This window comes from Acinetobacter sp. NEB149 (assembly GCF_012516415.1).
GTDB classification, from domain to species: domain Bacteria; phylum Pseudomonadota; class Gammaproteobacteria; order Pseudomonadales; family Moraxellaceae; genus Acinetobacter; species Acinetobacter lwoffii_V.
In genome coordinates this window covers 2,863,072-2,878,254 of sequence record NZ_CP051208.1, presented here as the reverse complement: position 1 = coordinate 2,878,254, position 15,183 = coordinate 2,863,072, and the positions used below count along the sequence as shown (strand labels likewise).

Below are 15,183 nucleotides of genomic sequence, written 5' to 3'. Positions count from 1 at the left end.
GTGGAACTTATAAATTATACGCCGGCTCGGATTTAACAGGCGCTGCATGCTTAAACAGATCATCCAGAAGTGACCGAAAATTAAGATTAAATTGCAGGCATTGATTGTAAATTTGACTCAAAATAGTTTAATCAGGGCAAAAGAGAATGCTGAAAAGGCTTCCTTGTTTACTCAAACAGTCGCGCTTATTTTTTTGAATCTGTTTAGAGCGACTGAGGTAGTGTCGGTTGAGGATCCTGGGCAAGTAAAGCCAGCAGTTCCTGTTGCTGTTCGGGATTGAGCTGTTCCCGGATCATTTGCAATACTGCAAGCAGTGTGACGGGTTCGGTGACCGTTTCCAATAAAGTATCTTCGGAAGATAGGTCTTTATTTCGCTGCAATTCCAGCTCTGCGTAGATCTGATCAAACTGGGTTTTCATACTTTCAAGATGAATGGGGTGCAGCTGTTTATTTTCCAGTTTCAGACATTGAAAGCCTTGCGCCTGTTCTAGTAATTCAGGCCGGTTGCCGGTTGCAATAATCTGCAAGTTAGGAAAAGCCTGATGCAGGCGTGACAGGATCACTGCTGCCATCTCCTGATCCAGTTGATGATCAATTGCATCAATCAACAAAACGCCTGTACCTTCCTGGCAAGGGAATAAACTGTTGGGATTCAACAGACAAAGACGCCGCACAATATCACCCACCAGTGCAATCCAGTTGCGGATACTGTTGGGCAGTTGCTGGAAGCTAAAGGTCTGTTGCTGATAGGTCACCATCAATTGCAGCTTGGGCTGGTATTTTAAATAAATCTGGCTGACTTCTGGCAGGATCAGCGACAACGCCTGTTTTAAAGCGCTGAGATTCGGTGCATGCAGATGTGCCTGGGCTTTCTCGATCTGCCGGGCCAGTTCATTTCCTCGAATGTTCTCAGGCTGCTGCAAGGCACGCGCCAAAATCTGGTTCATAACCTTGGCACTTTGCGCATTTTCAATATCACTGATTTCACGAAACCATTCAAAAAAACGGGCAAAGGTGGTGAAAGGAATCGCAGTGATTTCATAAGCATGTGCGGACTGGAGAATGGCCGGGTTATTTTTGTTGAGCAGATTGACTTCATTGGTAAAACGTTCAGCAGGATAATAGGCAATCAGGGGCAAGCCGAGCAGGGGATCGTGCAAGCGGGCTTTCTGATACAAGCTGAGCACACTTTCAAGCTGTGAGGTTTCTGCTTTGCTAAAACCCAGCCCCTGACTGTTTAAAGTCTTGTAGATTTGCCATGAACAGCTTTGTAGGTTCGCAGGCTCAGACTGACTGGATTCTGGCAAGCTGCCCATCTCTTCAGGAAAACCAATCTGGATATCGATTTTGGATTGCAGCCGGGTTTGCATGATGTCCTGATCTTGCATCACCAGACCCGCAGCACGGCTATCACGATAACGGGCTGCAAACCAGGTCAATGCCTGATAGCTAAAACGTAAAAGCGTAGTTTTGCCAGTTCCCTGATTGCCCAGAATCAAGGTAACCGGGCATTGCGGATAATTAAACTGAAGCTGAATGTCGAAAAAATGCAGGGTATGTTTCAGTTGAAGCGCTTGGATGTGCATAGATCACCTGTCCTATGATGTTTACATCCATGCCATGCACCTTAACCGACTGCCTGCCGAAGCGACTGCGGCATTTTGATCTTCAGTTGCTGAATCAGGTCATAAATGTGATGAATATTTAAACTCACTTTAGCACGTGTACAGGCCACGTAAAGTAATCTTAATTCTTCATCACTAATTTTATGGTCTTTTTCATTGAGCTTAAACTGATAGTCATCTTCAATATGAACCCGATCCCACTCTAGGCCTTTGGCCTTGTGCGCCGTGGAAATAATATAATCAGCCTGGGCAATTGGTGTGATTTTAGCCAGAGCTTTTTTCAGCGGATCGGTGCCATGTTCGTCCACCAGTTTGACCAGTGGCTTGATGTCACTGCCTTCATTGGTTTCACAGTATTCATGGACATCATGCCAGGAGTTAAACCAGGCCAGTTCCGGTACATCAACCACACGTTTGCCCTGTTTCAGCATGGCGGCCGCATCGACAAAACGATTCAGTTTGACGTGATCGGCTTGCAGACTGACTTTATCCCCACGAACTAAACCTGCTAATAACAGTTCCATGGCGCGGGCATTGGTCCGGCATAAAATTGCATCCCGCATTTTGGTATGCGGTTTATTCACGACTTTAGAATCTAACAACGGATTGCCGAGTAAAGGCACAGTTTCATTTAAGGCACCTAAAATGGCATTGGCATTCAGGGCAATTTCAGGACCGAAACGAAATGAGGTGGTCAGACGTGATTCAGGTAAAGGTAGTTGCTGCATGGCATTCACTGCACCACGCCAGGCATAAATCTGCTGATGCGCGTCTCCGACATAAATCACCTGGGTGCTGCGCTGTTTCAGCAAAATCCCCAGCATTAAGGGATCGGCATCCTGAGCTTCATCGAACAGCACATAATCGGCCGGGATATTTGGCTCAGACAGCGCCCAGAGCTTCAGATAAATGTCATGACCGATGCCGGCCTGATGATTTGGATCAATCGACTCTAGCCAGCGTCGTTCGACTGCCGGATAAAGTTTCTTCTGTAAAGTCTCGATATCATCCGGATGCAACCAGCTCGGCGCCTGAATATGCCGTGGGGCAGGGTATTGCGAACTGGTCGAGCAGAAATAGCCGACCGCATTGGCAACCAAACTTGCCAGACGCGAAGGCATCAAGACATATTTTTCATAACGCCCACCCATCATACGGCGCATGGTCATCGGTTCAAGCCGGTATTCTTTGGCAATAAAACTTGGACTCAAGCGTGGCAAGCGCAGTTTGTCGGTGACTCCACGTGGAACACTGCGAAACGCCAGCGAGTGAAAAGTACGGCAATCGACACCCCGGTGAAACTTGGCCTGTGCTTCACTGGCAATGGCCTTGTTAAAAGCCAGATACATGCCACGTCTTTGTGGCATGGCATCACTGATCATTTGCAGGGTCGTGGTTTTACCTGTGCCTGCATAGGCAATCACTTTAAAGGATTTGCCCAGACGTGCGTTATCAATGGCAGTGGCCTGCTCATAGGTCGCGGTCGGTTTTTTTAAATCGGACACAGATGAATTCAAGGCTTAATGCTGACGGTTGGCTTTTTCGACCAGACCGGACAAGCCTTGGCGGCGTGCCAGTTCATTTAATACCAATTGCACATCCAGGTCGAAATAACCCAGCATCACGATGGTATGGAACCACAGATCTGCCACTTCATAGATCAGATCATTTTTATGGTCTGCCGAAGCATCCTGATCAAAGTCTTTGGCTGCCAGCACGGTTTCAAAGCTTTCTTCACCGACTTTTTCCAGAATCTTGTTCAGGCCTTTATGATACAGCTTGGCCACATAAGAGGAGTCCGGATCGGCCTGTTTGCGTTCTGCCATCATCTGGCCCAGATAAGACAGGACTTCGACCTGCTCAGATTGCGCGGTTGACGCTTGCATCGCCAGCGTATGCGGATTCGTGGATTTTTCACCATAAATCGCAGACGGATCTTTCAGCTGTGCATCGACAATTTCCCAGCCCATTGGCGTGAGCTTGCGATAGAAACATGATTCACGGCCGGTATGGCAGGCAATACCACCATGCTGTTCAATTTGCAGCACAATCACGTCGGCATCACAGTCCAGACGGATTTCATGTACGGTCTGAAAATGTCCTGATTCTTCGCCCTTATGCCATAACTTGTTACGTGAACGGGAGAAATACACCGCCTGATTTTTTTCGGCAGTTAAAGCCAAGGCTTCACGGTTCATCCAGGCCACCATCAACACGCGTCCAGTTTGATGATGCTGGGCAATGGCAGGGACTAATCCTTGTTCGTTAAATTTTACTTCATCGAGCCATTGCGCGTTGTTCATAAGGGTTTCCATCATTTCAATCAAAATATAAAAATACGGATAGGAAATATCCGCTGATAGTGTACGTGATCTCGCAGCATTTGCGGCAAAAATCTGTGCTTGAAAGGACAGGCTGTGTCGTGGTTTTTTAAATCAGTTCACTTTATTCCAGATCTTGCAAAACTGAGACATAGAAAAGCCGCCCGGTCGGCGGCTCGCATTTCTATTAAATTATCCGTATGAAAACCGTATAAAAAATTACCAGTGTTCGCCCGGGAACAGACGTGCATATGCTTTTTGCACCAAGTTTAATTTTTGTGGTTGGCCCACAGATGCAGTTGAACTTGGGAACAGGTTATAGCCAATTGACATCAAGACATTGTTGATATCCGGTGCAATTGAATAGGTAATGGAAGCCAGGCGGCCCAAACCGGTCGCCACTTTCTTCGGACGTTTCACAATCGCATAGGCAATCAGGTCAGCCGCCTGTTCCGGAGAAAGCGTTGGGACATATTTATAAATTTTAGTTGGCGCAATCATTGGAGTGCGCACCAAAGGCATATAGATCGATGTGATTGCGATTTTATGTGAATGTACTTCTGCAGACAGGCAGCGGCTAAAGGCATCCAGCGCAGCTTTTGAAGCAACATAGGCCGAAAAGCGGGTGGCATTGGCCAGTACACCAATTGAGCTGATGTTAATAATATGACCCGCACGACGAATCATCATTTGCGGCAGGATATTCATCACCAGACGCACGGCGCCGAAATAGTTCAGCTGCATGGTCCGTTCAAAATCATGAAAACGATCTACTGACTCATGCACGGCACGGCGGATCGAACGTCCTGCATTATTGATCAGAATATCAATATGATCAACTGAGGCAATAATCTGTTTGGAGACTTCATCAATCGCTTCCATATTGTTTAAATCACATGGAAAGATTGAGGCTTTGCCGCCTTTGGCTTCAATTTCTGATTTTACTTGTTCTAGGGTTTCCTGAGTACGGGCTACCAGTAAAACATGGGCACCTGCATCAGCCAGTTGATGTGCTGTCGTTAAACCAATACCGCTGGATGCACCGGTAATCAGGACGGTTTTACCTGCAACACGTTTTTCCAGTTGTTTGTGTAGTCTAGTTTTCACGTTTGTTATCCCTAATTTGAAGTCAGCGTTCAAATTATTTTTATTAAAGGTATATGGCGCTCTAACAGAAGATGAGAGCGAAGGTGAGTCCAGATATGATAACCAATTCTTCAGGAAAATCTATAAATTAAAGTATTGAAATTAAAATAAAAATTAGAGTAATTGCTCTATTTTTGTTCACTCTTTCATTTAACTTTTAACATGAAAATAAAAAGTAAAGCAAGTGGCTGTTTTAGAAAATAAATAAAAAAACCTCACCAAAATGATGAGGTTTCGAAGCGGCTCGGGCACCTTTTTAAACGGCCGCCAGCGCCTGTTCCAGATCGGCAATCAGGTCATCACTATGTTCAATCCCAATGGATAAACGCACCATATCCTCACTGACGCCTGCCGATTTTAACTCTTCGGCATTGAGCTGACGATGCGTAGTAGTCGCCGGATGGCAGGCCAGACTTTTAGCGTCGCCGATATTGACCAGACGGGTGAACAATTGCAGGGCATCAATAAAACGTGTGCCGCCTTCGAGACCATGTTCTACCCCAAAGGTCAGAATGGCAGAAGGTTTACCTTTTACATATTTCTGTGCCAAGGCATGCTGTGGGTGATCTTTCAGGCCGGCGTAATTGACCCATTTCACTTTAGGATGTTTTTGCAGATATTCAGCGACTTTCAGTGCATTTTCGGTATGACGTTCCATACGCAAGCTTAAAGTTTCCAGACCTTGCAGAATCAAAAACACATTCTGCGGACTGATCGCAGCGCCGGTATTACGCAGTGGCACTACACGCGCACGTGCGATATATGCTGCTTCCCCCAAAACTTCGACATAGTTCACGCCATGGTAGCTTGGATCAGGCGTATTCAGGGCAGGGAAACGTTCAGGGTATTTACCCCACGGGAATTTGCCGCTATCCACAATAATGCCGCCAATTGAATTGCCATGACCACCGATATATTTGGTCAGGGAATGCACCACAATATCCGCACCAAAGTCGAAAGATTTTTGTAGTACTGGGGTGGCAACGGTATTGTCGACAATCACCGGTACGCCATATTCATGTGCAATTTTAGCAATGGCTTCCAGATCAATAATATTACCCAGTGGATTACCAATCGATTCGACAAAGACCAGTTTGGTTTTTTCATCAATCAAGTCACGCAGACTTTCCGGCTTTTCATAATCAAAGAAACGGACTTCAATGCCCTGTTTTGGTAGGGTATGGGCAAAGAGGTTATAGGTACCGCCATATAGCGTTGACACAGAAGCAATGTTGTCACCCGCTTCCGCAATGGTCTGAATCGCATAAGTAATCGCAGCCATGCCAGAGGCCAAAGCCAGCGCGCCAATTCCACCTTCCAGTGCTGCGACACGTTGTTCCAGAACCGCAGTGGTCGGGTTCATAATTCGGGTATAGATATTGCCCTGAACCTTTAAATCAAAGAGATCGGCCCCATGTTGAGTATTGTCAAAGGCATAAGACGTGGTTTGGTAAATCGGCACTGCAACAGCTTTGGTGGTTGCTTCTGGGGTATAACCTGCATGAATCGCAAGGGTTTCTGCTTTATAACTCATTCTGTTTGATCTTCTTGTTTAAGTTTATGGCTTGAGTGTAGCATTTTCACATATGAGTAAAAGTGCAATTTTATTGAAATAAATATATGAAATATTCATATATCGACCTGGATTTGAGTCGTTTATTTTACTGAAAACAACTGTTTAAAAAAACATCATCAATAAACTTGTAACAATGCATTGAAGTTCATGGCAATGGCTTATGTTTTCGCAGCTTTCTGCGTATAATAGCCGATTATTTTTTCGCTCATTTTTGAGCTGGGGTGGTTGTTTTAACCCCATTTGGTTTTTCAGTTGAGGAGTCCTACGTGGCCCAATATATTTACACGATGAACCGAGTGTCGAAGATGGTTCCGCCTAAGCGCGAAATCCTGAAAGACATCTCCTTATCATTTTTCCCAGGCGCTAAAATTGGTGTGCTTGGTTTAAACGGTGCAGGTAAATCTACCTTGCTTCGTATTATGGCGGGCGTAGATAAAGATTTCTCTGGTGAGGCACGTGCGCAACCGGGTACAAAAATCGGTTATCTGGAGCAAGAACCACCTTTAGATGAAACCAAAGACGTTCGTGGTAACGTCGAAGATGGTTTGCGTGAACCGCTTGATGCTTTAGCGCGTCTGGATGAAGTCTTTGCTGAATATGCAGCAGAAGATGCAGATTTCGATGCACTTGCGAAAGAGCAAGAGAAGCTTGAAGCAATTATCCAGACCTGGGATGCGCATAACCTTGCCAACCAGATGGATCAAGCGGCTGCAGCATTGAACTTGCCTGCCTGGGATGCAGACGTATCTAAGCTTTCAGGTGGTGAACGTCGTCGTGTGGCACTTTGCCGCTTACTTCTGTCTAAACCAGACATGTTGCTTCTAGACGAACCGACGAACCATTTAGATGCTTCTTCTGTATCTTGGTTGGAACGTTTCTTGAAAGATTTCCCGGGTACCATCGTCGCGATTACGCATGACCGTTACTTCCTGGATAACGTAGCTGAATGGATTCTTGAGCTTGACCGTGGTATGGGTATTCCGTATCAAGGTAACTATTCTTCTTGGCTTGAGCAGAAAAATGCCCGTTTAGAGCAAGAGAACAAGCAGGAAGAATCTTTTGCTAAAGCATTGAAAAAAGAACTTGAATGGGTTCGTTCAAATGCCAAAGGTCAGCAAAAGAAAAACAAAGCGCGTATGGAGCGTTTTGAAGAGCTTAACTCACGCGAATTCCAGCAGCGTAACGAAACCTCTGAAATCTACATTCCACCTGGTCCACGTTTGGGCAACAAGGTTGTAGAAGTTGAAGGTATCAGCAAGTCGTTTGGTGATCGTTTACTGTACAAAGATTTAACGTTCACAGTACCACCTGCTGCCATTGTGGGTATCGTGGGTGAGAATGGTGCGGGTAAAACCACGCTATTCCGTATGATGACTGGCGAACAGCAACCAGATACCGGTACGGTAACGCTGGGTGAATCGGTTAAAGTGGCTTATGTCGGTCAGATCCGTGACACGCTAGACAACAACAAAACTGTCTGGGAAGAAGTGTCTGGTGGTTTAGATATCTTGAAGATTGGCGAATACGAAATTGCATCACGTGCGTATATCGGTCGCTTTAACTTCAAAGGCCAAGATCAGCAAAAACGCGTAGGTCAATTGTCAGGTGGTGAGCGTAACCGTTTACAACTTGCGAAAATCCTGCAAATGGGCGCAAACGTTATCCTACTCGATGAACCATCAAACGACTTGGATATCGAAACCTTGCGTGCACTTGAAGATGCCATTCTGGTATTCCCAGGTACTGTGATGGTGATCTCGCATGACCGTTGGTTCCTGGACCGTATTGCAACGCACATCTTGTCATTCGAAGGTGAAACACCTGAATTCTTCACCGGTAACTATGCTGAGTTTGAAGAATATCGCCGTAAGCGTGATGGTGATGATCTTGTAGCGAAGCGTCAAAAATATCGCAAAATCGGTGTTTAATCATCTCCGACTTTTGTAAATAAAAAAACCAGCCTCAGGGCTGGTTTTTTTATGTTTATTATATTGTGGAGGGTAAATTAGATTTCCCACTCATGATTACATTCACGGCATTTCCATTTCTTTTGGGTTTGCATGAATGCCTGCATTGAAATTTTAAAATCAGGTAAGTCCTTATAGAACATAAAGCCTGCGATCAAAGAAAGAATAAAGACGATCACAGTCGCAGTCTGTAAAGTGGTACCTGCACCATCGCCAAAAATCCACATCGCGATGCTAATAATCACCAGCAATAGCAACAGGAACAGGGCAGGAACCAGAAACATTAAGCTTTTAGGAACCACTGGACGTGGAGCTGCTTGACCTGGCTGGGCCACTGGCATGATTTTCGGGCTTTGACACTTAGGGCAACGATATTGCATTACAACTCCAAAATTCTAAATTACTGATTATTTTATCGGAAGATGCGAAGAAACCGAAATATTGCCCAACATAAAATATACAGGCAATAAAAAACCCAAGTCGCGATGCTTGGGTTTTTTATAAGATGACCATAATATATTATGGTCATCTTGAATATGGCGTCCCTACGGGGATTCGAACCCCGGTTACCGCCGTGAAAGGGCGATGTCCTAGGCCTCTAGACGATAGGGACAATTGAGGCAAATAACACAGCTAAAGCAAGACTTGATTTGGTGGAGTCAAGGAGGATCGAACTCCTGACCTCTACAATGCCATTGTAGCGCTCTACCAACTGAGCTATGACCCCAGTCTGTGTGAGCGCTATATTAGGGATATCGCGCTCACACGTCAACACAAAAATTAATTAAGCTTGATCAACTGCTTCATTTTTCGGCAACTTTAAGCTTTCATTGAGTTTTTCCCAGACTTTCAGCTCTTTTTTGCTTGGACCACCGACAATTTCCAGCGCATGACGTAAACGTGCAAAGGTTAAATCAGGACCAATGGTAACCATCGTTTGCATCACGGGTGTAGACGCAGTCGAACCGGCGATCGCAATAAAGAACGCAGGCATGAAATCACGTAACTTGATTTCCATCTGTGTCGCCAAGTCCATCAAGGTCTGGCTCACCGTGTCGTTATTCCAAGTAAACAGGCTTTCTAAACGCCAAATTGCGAATTGAAGACTTTGACGTACCTGTTCATCCGACAGTTTCTTGCTTTCAAACTGTTCTTTAGACAGGGTCGGGAAATGGTTGAAATAATGTGCAGACCAGTTCACAGCTTCAGACAGCAGGTTAATACGCGGTTGAATCGCAGCTGCAATTTCTTCTAATTTGGCACGATCTGCTTTCCAGGCCAATAAGGTGTCTAGAAGTTCAGCCGGGCTGAGTGCCTTGATCCATTGACCATTTAACCAGTTCAATTTCTCAACATCAAAGATCGGACCACCGAGGGATACACGTTTGATATCAAAATGCTCAATCATTTCAGCCAAAGTGAATTTTTCACTTTCATCTGGCATTGACCAGCCCATACGACCCAAGTAGTTCAACAAGGCTTCAGGCAGTACACCGATGTCTCTGTAATAGTTAATTGAGGTCGGGTTTTTACGTTTAGACAGCTTAGATTTATCCGGGTTACGCAGCAGTGGCATGTGGCATAGTATCGGCATTTCCCAACCAAAATATTGATACAGCAACTGATGTTTCGGCGCAGATGGAATCCATTCTTCACCACGAATTACGTGGGTGATTTGCATCAAATGGTCATCTACTACGTTAGCCAAGTGGTAGGTTGGTAGGCCATCGGTTTTCAGCAGGATTTGCATGTCTACTTGCGCCCATGGAATTTCGACTTCACCACGTAGCATGTCATTGAATTTACATACGCCTTCAGTTGGTACTTTCATACGGATGACGTGTGGTTCGCCAGCGGCCAAACGGCGCTCAACTTCTTCTTGAGTGAGATTCAGACCGCGACCGTCATAACGTGGCGACTCACCACGTGCCTGCTGTTCTGCACGCATTTGATCCAGTTCTTCAGCAGTTGCGAAACAGTAGAAAGCATGACCTTTCTCTACCAGTTCCAAGGCATAATTTTTATAGATATCCATACGTTCTGATTGGCGATACGGCGCATGCGGGCCACCGACATCAGGACCTTCAGACCAGTTCAGACCCAACCAGCGCAATGAATCCAGGATCATTTTTTCAGATTCAGGCGTTGAGCGCAGTTGGTCAGTATCTTCAATACGAAGAATGAATTCACCACCATGCTGTTTAGCAAAACATAAGTTAAACAAGGCGATATAGGCAGTACCTACATGCGGAAAACCAGTAGGAGAAGGTGCAATACGAGTACGAACAGTCATAGCCGGATCTAATCTTAGATATAAAATTGCAGCTATTATAGCGAAAAAGCCACATCACTTAATGCTTTATTCAACATTGAATGATGTGGCTTTTAAATCCGGGAATATTCAGCGCTGTTGAGGCTGATTAAGAATGAGCGCTCGAAAAAATACTTTGGACAAAGCGGGTGAAGCGGTAATTCTGTTCTGCAAAGAAATTTTGCGAAGGTGCGACTTTAAATGCAGTCAAGACTTTTAGATTATCTTCTGTTTGAAGTGTTTTTTCAGTTTTTTGTTGCTGAATCGCTTTTTCAATCGGCGAAGTCTTACTTTCAACAGTGCTTACTGTAGGCTTCGGCAAATCTGTCTTCACAACAACGGCATGACCGAGTTGAATCGAGAACAACATAATCAGGCTTAGGATGCTGGCTGTGAATAATGTAAATTTCATATCCAAACTTCCTCCTTACTTCTGGTTGGTTTTATTTTGTTAAAAATGTTTTTTTAATACTCTGTCTACAATTTAATCACAGTTGATCATAAAGAAGTAGAACCAAGTCACATTTTTTACAAAAGAAATAATATAACTCTGTGGAAAATTACCAAAAATCGTAATTTCCTGTTTTGGTGGCCTATTTTTAACAGACAACTGTGAAGAGAACGTGAAGAACTGTCTTATATTGTAGCAGAAGATTACTTTTCTAGCAGAATATGTATCCGAATTTAATTGTTAGAAGATATCTCAAAATCATAAATAGATTGTAGATATTGTTATAAATATATGATTGTTATGTTTATTTTTGATTTGTATAGTGCAGGTCATATAAACAAGTCATATAAACAATGAGTTACATCAAATGAAAAAATAATAGCATCCGCAATCTTGACAATTTTAGTGGGAACAGCAGTACAGAATTCCATTGCCAAAGATTTCCTGAATGTCTCTTATGACCCGACCCGTGAATTTTATCAGGAATATAACGAAGAATTTGGCAAGTTCTGGAAGCAGAAAACCGGACAAACGGTTAATTTTAAACAGTCGCATGGCGGTTCAGGCAAGCAGGCACGTTCGGTGGTCGATGGTTTGCAGGCCGATGTCGTAACCTTGGCCTTGGCCAATGATATCGAAGAAATCGTCAATGCAGGTTTAATCGAGAAAGACTGGCAAAAAGAGTTTCCGAGTAATTCGGCACCTTATACCTCTACGATTGTATTCTTGGTGCGTAAAGGGAATCCAAAGCAAATCAAAGACTGGAATGATCTGACCAAAGCGGGTGTGGACATTATTACCCCAAACCCAAAAACCGGTGGCGCACCGCGTTGGATCTACCTGTCTGCTTGGGGTTATGCGCTGAAACAGCCTGGCGGGAATGATGCGAAAGCCAAAGAGCTGGTGAAAAAACTTTATCAAAATGTCAAAGTGCTCGACTCCGGTGCTCGTGGTTCACTGACGACGTTTGCCGAGCGCGGCATTGGCGATGTGCTTTTATCCTGGGAAAATGAAGCCTTGCTGGCGACGCAAGGGCTGGGTAAAGACAAATACGATATCGTCTATCCATCGATTTCCATTCTGGCCGAGCCATCAGTAGCGATTGTCGATAAAAACGTGAATAAAAATGGCAATACCCATCTGGCCAAAGGTTATTTGAACTATTTGTATTCACCGAAAGGGCAGGAGCTTGCTGCGAAATATTTCTTCCGTCCGCGGGACGCCAAAGTGGCTGCCAAATATTCAGACCAGTTTCCGAAAATCCAGACCTTTACCATTGATAAAGTCTTTGGTGGTTGGGCCAAAGCGCAAAAAACACATTTTGTGAATGGGGCGATTTATGACCAGATTTACAATGAAAAAAGATAAGTGAGCGGTAGTCTAAATAGAATAAAGAAAATGGCTAAAGTGTTATCCATTTTCTTTATATCTAATGCATAAAATTCTATATATTAGATATAAGTAGAATAATAAATAGTATTTTTCTTTTAAAAACAAAATATTAATACAGAAAAACCTTTCATTTTATCGTGTTGTGATGTTGTAGGGTGAATTGCGATAAATGATTTTATTTCATATAGTTATATCTAATGAAGATAAACTCCGTGCTGCCATGAAAATTCAATTAAAATCGTTATTTAGTGCTGCCTTATTGGCGACTGGTTTAGGCATGACCGCTACTGCTTCACAAGCAGCAGACCGTCAGTTTCTGAATGTATCCTATGATGCCACGCGTGAATTCTATGATGAATTTAACAAATCATTTGGCACTTACTGGAAAAACCGCACCGGTCTGGATGTGAATTTCAAGCAGTCACATGGCGGTTCGGGCAAACAGGCACGTTCTGTGGTCGATGGTCTGAAAGGTGATGTGGTGACTTTAGCGCTGGCCAATGACATCGAAGAAATTGTGAAATCTGGTCAGATTCAGCCGGGCTGGCAAAAGGAATTCCCACACAACTCGGCACCTTATACCTCAACGATCGTATTCATGGTACGTAAAGGTAATCCGAAAGGCATCAAGGACTGGAATGACTTAACCAAACCAGGCGTGCAAATTATTACGCCGAACCCGAAAACGGGTGGTTTGCCGCGTTGGGTGTATCTGTCTGCATGGGGTTATGCCGAGAAACAGCCAGGCGGTAATAAAGCCAAAGCACAGGAATTTGTCGGCAAGCTTTATAAGAACGTGAAAGTGATGGATTCTGCTGCACGTGCTTCAATGACCACCTTTGCCGAGCGTGGGATTGGCGATGTATTGCTGACTTGGGAAAATGAAGCTTTAGTAACGCAAAAAACCTTGGGTAAAAACAAGTTTGATATCGTTTATCCATCAATTACGATTTTGACTGAACCGTCAGTGGCGATTGTGGATCGTACTGTAGAGAAAAATGGCAATAAATGGTTAGCAACAGGTTATATCAATTACCTGTATTCACCATTAGGTCAGGAAATGGCTGCTAAACATTTCTATCGTCCACGTAATGAAAAAGTATTAGCTAAATATTCGGCACAGTTCCCGAAAATTAAAACTTTTACCATTGATGAAGTCTTTGGTGGTTGGGCCAATGCACAGAAAACCCATTTTGTGAATGGTGCAATTTTTGACCAGATCTATAACAGCAAACGTTAATTGATCTGCCAAGTCATCTGGATTGAAAAAAGCCTCCAAAACCGGAGGCTTTTTTGTATGAGAAAAATGCTAAAACGGTTTTCTCTATGGAAAGTAATATTTATCTACAAAAAGTCGTTTGGAGCTTTGCCTAAACAGGGTGATAATGTGCAGTTAAATTTTTCCCCCTATTGATTGAGTTTTTATGTCACATATTTCTGTATTACTTCACGAAACGATTGATGCCTTGTTGGCGGGTCGCAATACGGGAACTTATGTGGATGGTACCTTTGGCCGTGGTGGGCATACGCGTTTATTACTGTCCAAATTAGATGAAAATGCACGCGTCTATGCCTTTGATAAAGATCCGCAAGCACTGGCTGTAGCGGCTGAACTCGAACAAGAAGATTCACGTTTTAAAATTATTCATGCTAGCTTTGCTGATCTGAAAGATGCCTTGGCTGAACTGGGCATTGAACACGTCGATGGGGTGATGGCGGATCTTGGTGTTTCTTCACCGCAGCTGGATCAGGCTGAACGTGGTTTCAGTTTTATGAAAGATGGCCCGCTGGATATGCGCATGGATAACTCGCAAGGTCCAACCGCAGCAGAATGGCTGACCCAGATTGAAGAAGAAGCGCTGGCGAATATCATTTTTAAATATGGTGAAGAGCGTTATAGTCGCCGTATCGCCAAAGCGATTAAAGCTGCTGGATATATTGATACCACGGCAAAGCTGGCTGAGATCGTAAAAGTAGCGCACCCGAAATGGGAAAAAAATAAGCATGCTGCGACCCGTACTTTCCAGGCGATTCGTATTGCTATTAATAAGGAATTAGAAGATATTGAAATCTTCTTGCCTCAGGCCGTTGAAATCTTGAAACCTGAAGCACGTTTGGCGGTGATTAGCTTCCATTCACTGGAAGACCGTTTGATTAAACAATTTATTCAAAAAGAGTCAACGCTTGAAGAGGATTCAGGCTGGGGAATGCCACAACAACAGAAAGATACGCGACGTTTAAAGAAAGTTTCTCGTGTTAAAGCCAGTGATGAGGAGGTTAAAGCCAATCCTCGTTCGCGTAGCGCATGGCTCCGGGTAGCAGAACGTTTAGCTTAATAGGCAGATCATGAAAACGGAAGTGGTTGATAAAAAAACAGAAAAATTGTGGCTGAAA

At 44.1% G+C, this 15,183-nt stretch carries 12 protein-coding genes and 2 tRNA genes; 4 read left to right on the top strand and 10 right to left on the bottom strand.

Annotation, left to right across the window (positions count from 1 at the left end):
- Positions 1-203 precede the first annotated feature (203 nt).
- The 5 genes from HGD77_RS13905 to HGD77_RS13885 form a co-directional block, all read right to left on the bottom strand.
- A complete protein-coding gene (locus HGD77_RS13905) occupies positions 204-1,586 on the bottom strand; it encodes an ATP-binding protein (RefSeq protein WP_168730878.1) in 1,383 nt (460 codons plus the stop codon).
- Positions 1,587-1,627: 41 nt separating this feature from the next.
- A complete protein-coding gene (locus tag HGD77_RS13900) occupies positions 1,628-3,130 on the bottom strand; it encodes a UvrD-helicase domain-containing protein (RefSeq protein WP_004281118.1) in 1,503 nt (500 codons plus the stop codon).
- Positions 3,131-3,145: 15 nt separating this feature from the next.
- Positions 3,146-3,928: a bifunctional phosphoribosyl-AMP cyclohydrolase/phosphoribosyl-ATP diphosphatase HisIE gene (gene hisIE, locus HGD77_RS13895; protein ID WP_004732472.1), complete on the bottom strand. Its 783-nt coding sequence runs from the start codon at positions 3,926-3,928 to the stop codon at positions 3,146-3,148.
- A gap of 237 nt (positions 3,929-4,165) precedes the next feature.
- On the bottom strand, positions 4,166-5,053 hold the full coding sequence (locus HGD77_RS13890; protein ID WP_004644933.1) for an SDR family NAD(P)-dependent oxidoreductase: 888 nt from the start codon (positions 5,051-5,053) through the stop codon (positions 4,166-4,168).
- Between the two features lie 295 nt (positions 5,054-5,348).
- Positions 5,349-6,626, bottom strand: coding sequence for an O-acetylhomoserine aminocarboxypropyltransferase/cysteine synthase family protein (locus HGD77_RS13885; protein WP_004732469.1), 1,278 nt, complete (start codon positions 6,624-6,626; stop codon positions 5,349-5,351).
- Between the two features lie 308 nt (positions 6,627-6,934).
- Between HGD77_RS13885 and ettA the strand changes: the two genes are divergently transcribed.
- Positions 6,935-8,596 (top strand): energy-dependent translational throttle protein EttA, encoded by a 1,662-nt coding sequence (gene ettA / locus HGD77_RS13880; protein ID WP_026056536.1) that lies wholly within the window; start codon positions 6,935-6,937, stop codon positions 8,594-8,596.
- A gap of 77 nt (positions 8,597-8,673) precedes the next feature.
- On the opposite strand, the gene HGD77_RS13875 is transcribed toward ettA, so the two are convergent.
- The 5 genes from HGD77_RS13875 to HGD77_RS13855 form a co-directional block, all read right to left on the bottom strand.
- Positions 8,674-9,015: a membrane protein gene (locus HGD77_RS13875; protein ID WP_004281123.1), complete on the bottom strand. Its 342-nt coding sequence runs from the start codon at positions 9,013-9,015 to the stop codon at positions 8,674-8,676.
- A gap of 157 nt (positions 9,016-9,172) precedes the next feature.
- Positions 9,173-9,248: transfer RNA gene (locus HGD77_RS13870), tRNA-Glu, on the bottom strand.
- Positions 9,249-9,286: 38 nt separating this feature from the next.
- Positions 9,287-9,362: transfer RNA gene (locus HGD77_RS13865), tRNA-Ala, on the bottom strand.
- A gap of 57 nt (positions 9,363-9,419) precedes the next feature.
- Complete coding sequence (gltX, locus tag HGD77_RS13860) at positions 9,420-10,928, bottom strand: glutamate--tRNA ligase (protein WP_004732466.1); 1,509 nt, start codon at positions 10,926-10,928, stop codon at positions 9,420-9,422.
- A 127-nt stretch (positions 10,929-11,055) separates the two neighbouring features.
- Positions 11,056-11,358, bottom strand: a complete 303-nt coding sequence (locus HGD77_RS13855) for a hypothetical protein (RefSeq protein ID WP_004281126.1) — start codon at positions 11,356-11,358, stop codon at positions 11,056-11,058.
- 429 nt (positions 11,359-11,787) lie between these two features.
- Here HGD77_RS13855 and HGD77_RS13850 point away from each other — a divergent pair, with 429 nt between their 5' ends.
- From HGD77_RS13850 to rsmH, 3 genes are all read left to right on the top strand, one after another.
- Positions 11,788-12,765, top strand: a complete 978-nt coding sequence (locus HGD77_RS13850; protein WP_228761477.1) for a sulfate ABC transporter substrate-binding protein — start codon at positions 11,788-11,790, stop codon at positions 12,763-12,765.
- A 244-nt stretch (positions 12,766-13,009) separates the two neighbouring features.
- Positions 13,010-14,029: a sulfate ABC transporter substrate-binding protein gene (locus HGD77_RS13845; RefSeq protein WP_026056537.1), complete on the top strand. Its 1,020-nt coding sequence runs from the start codon at positions 13,010-13,012 to the stop codon at positions 14,027-14,029.
- 184 nt (positions 14,030-14,213) lie between these two features.
- Entirely contained in the window at positions 14,214-15,125 is a 912-nt protein-coding gene (gene rsmH / locus HGD77_RS13840) for a 16S rRNA (cytosine(1402)-N(4))-methyltransferase RsmH (RefSeq protein ID WP_004281129.1), read from the top strand.
- Positions 15,126-15,183 lie beyond the last annotated feature (58 nt).

Bases quoted from the DNA above. Each gene is read 5' to 3' on its own strand.
- HGD77_RS13885 (WP_004732469.1), bottom strand. From the start codon at position 6,626: ATGAGTTATAAAGCAGAAACCCTTGCGATTCATGCAGGTTATACCCCA.
- HGD77_RS13845 (WP_026056537.1), top strand. From the start codon at position 13,010: ATGAAAATTCAATTAAAATCGTTATTTAGTGCTGCCTTATTGGCGACT.
- HGD77_RS13875 (WP_004281123.1), bottom strand. From the start codon at position 9,015: ATGCAATATCGTTGCCCTAAGTGTCAAAGCCCGAAAATCATGCCAGTG.
- HGD77_RS13905 (WP_168730878.1), bottom strand. From the start codon at position 1,586: ATGCACATCCAAGCGCTTCAACTGAAACATACCCTGCATTTTTTCGAC.
- HGD77_RS13855 (WP_004281126.1), bottom strand. From the start codon at position 11,358: ATGAAATTTACATTATTCACAGCCAGCATCCTAAGCCTGATTATGTTG.
- gltX (WP_004732466.1), bottom strand. From the start codon at position 10,928: ATGACTGTTCGTACTCGTATTGCACCTTCTCCTACTGGTTTTCCGCAT.
- hisIE (WP_004732472.1), bottom strand. From the start codon at position 3,928: ATGAACAACGCGCAATGGCTCGATGAAGTAAAATTTAACGAACAAGGA.
- rsmH (WP_004281129.1), top strand. From the start codon at position 14,214: ATGTCACATATTTCTGTATTACTTCACGAAACGATTGATGCCTTGTTG.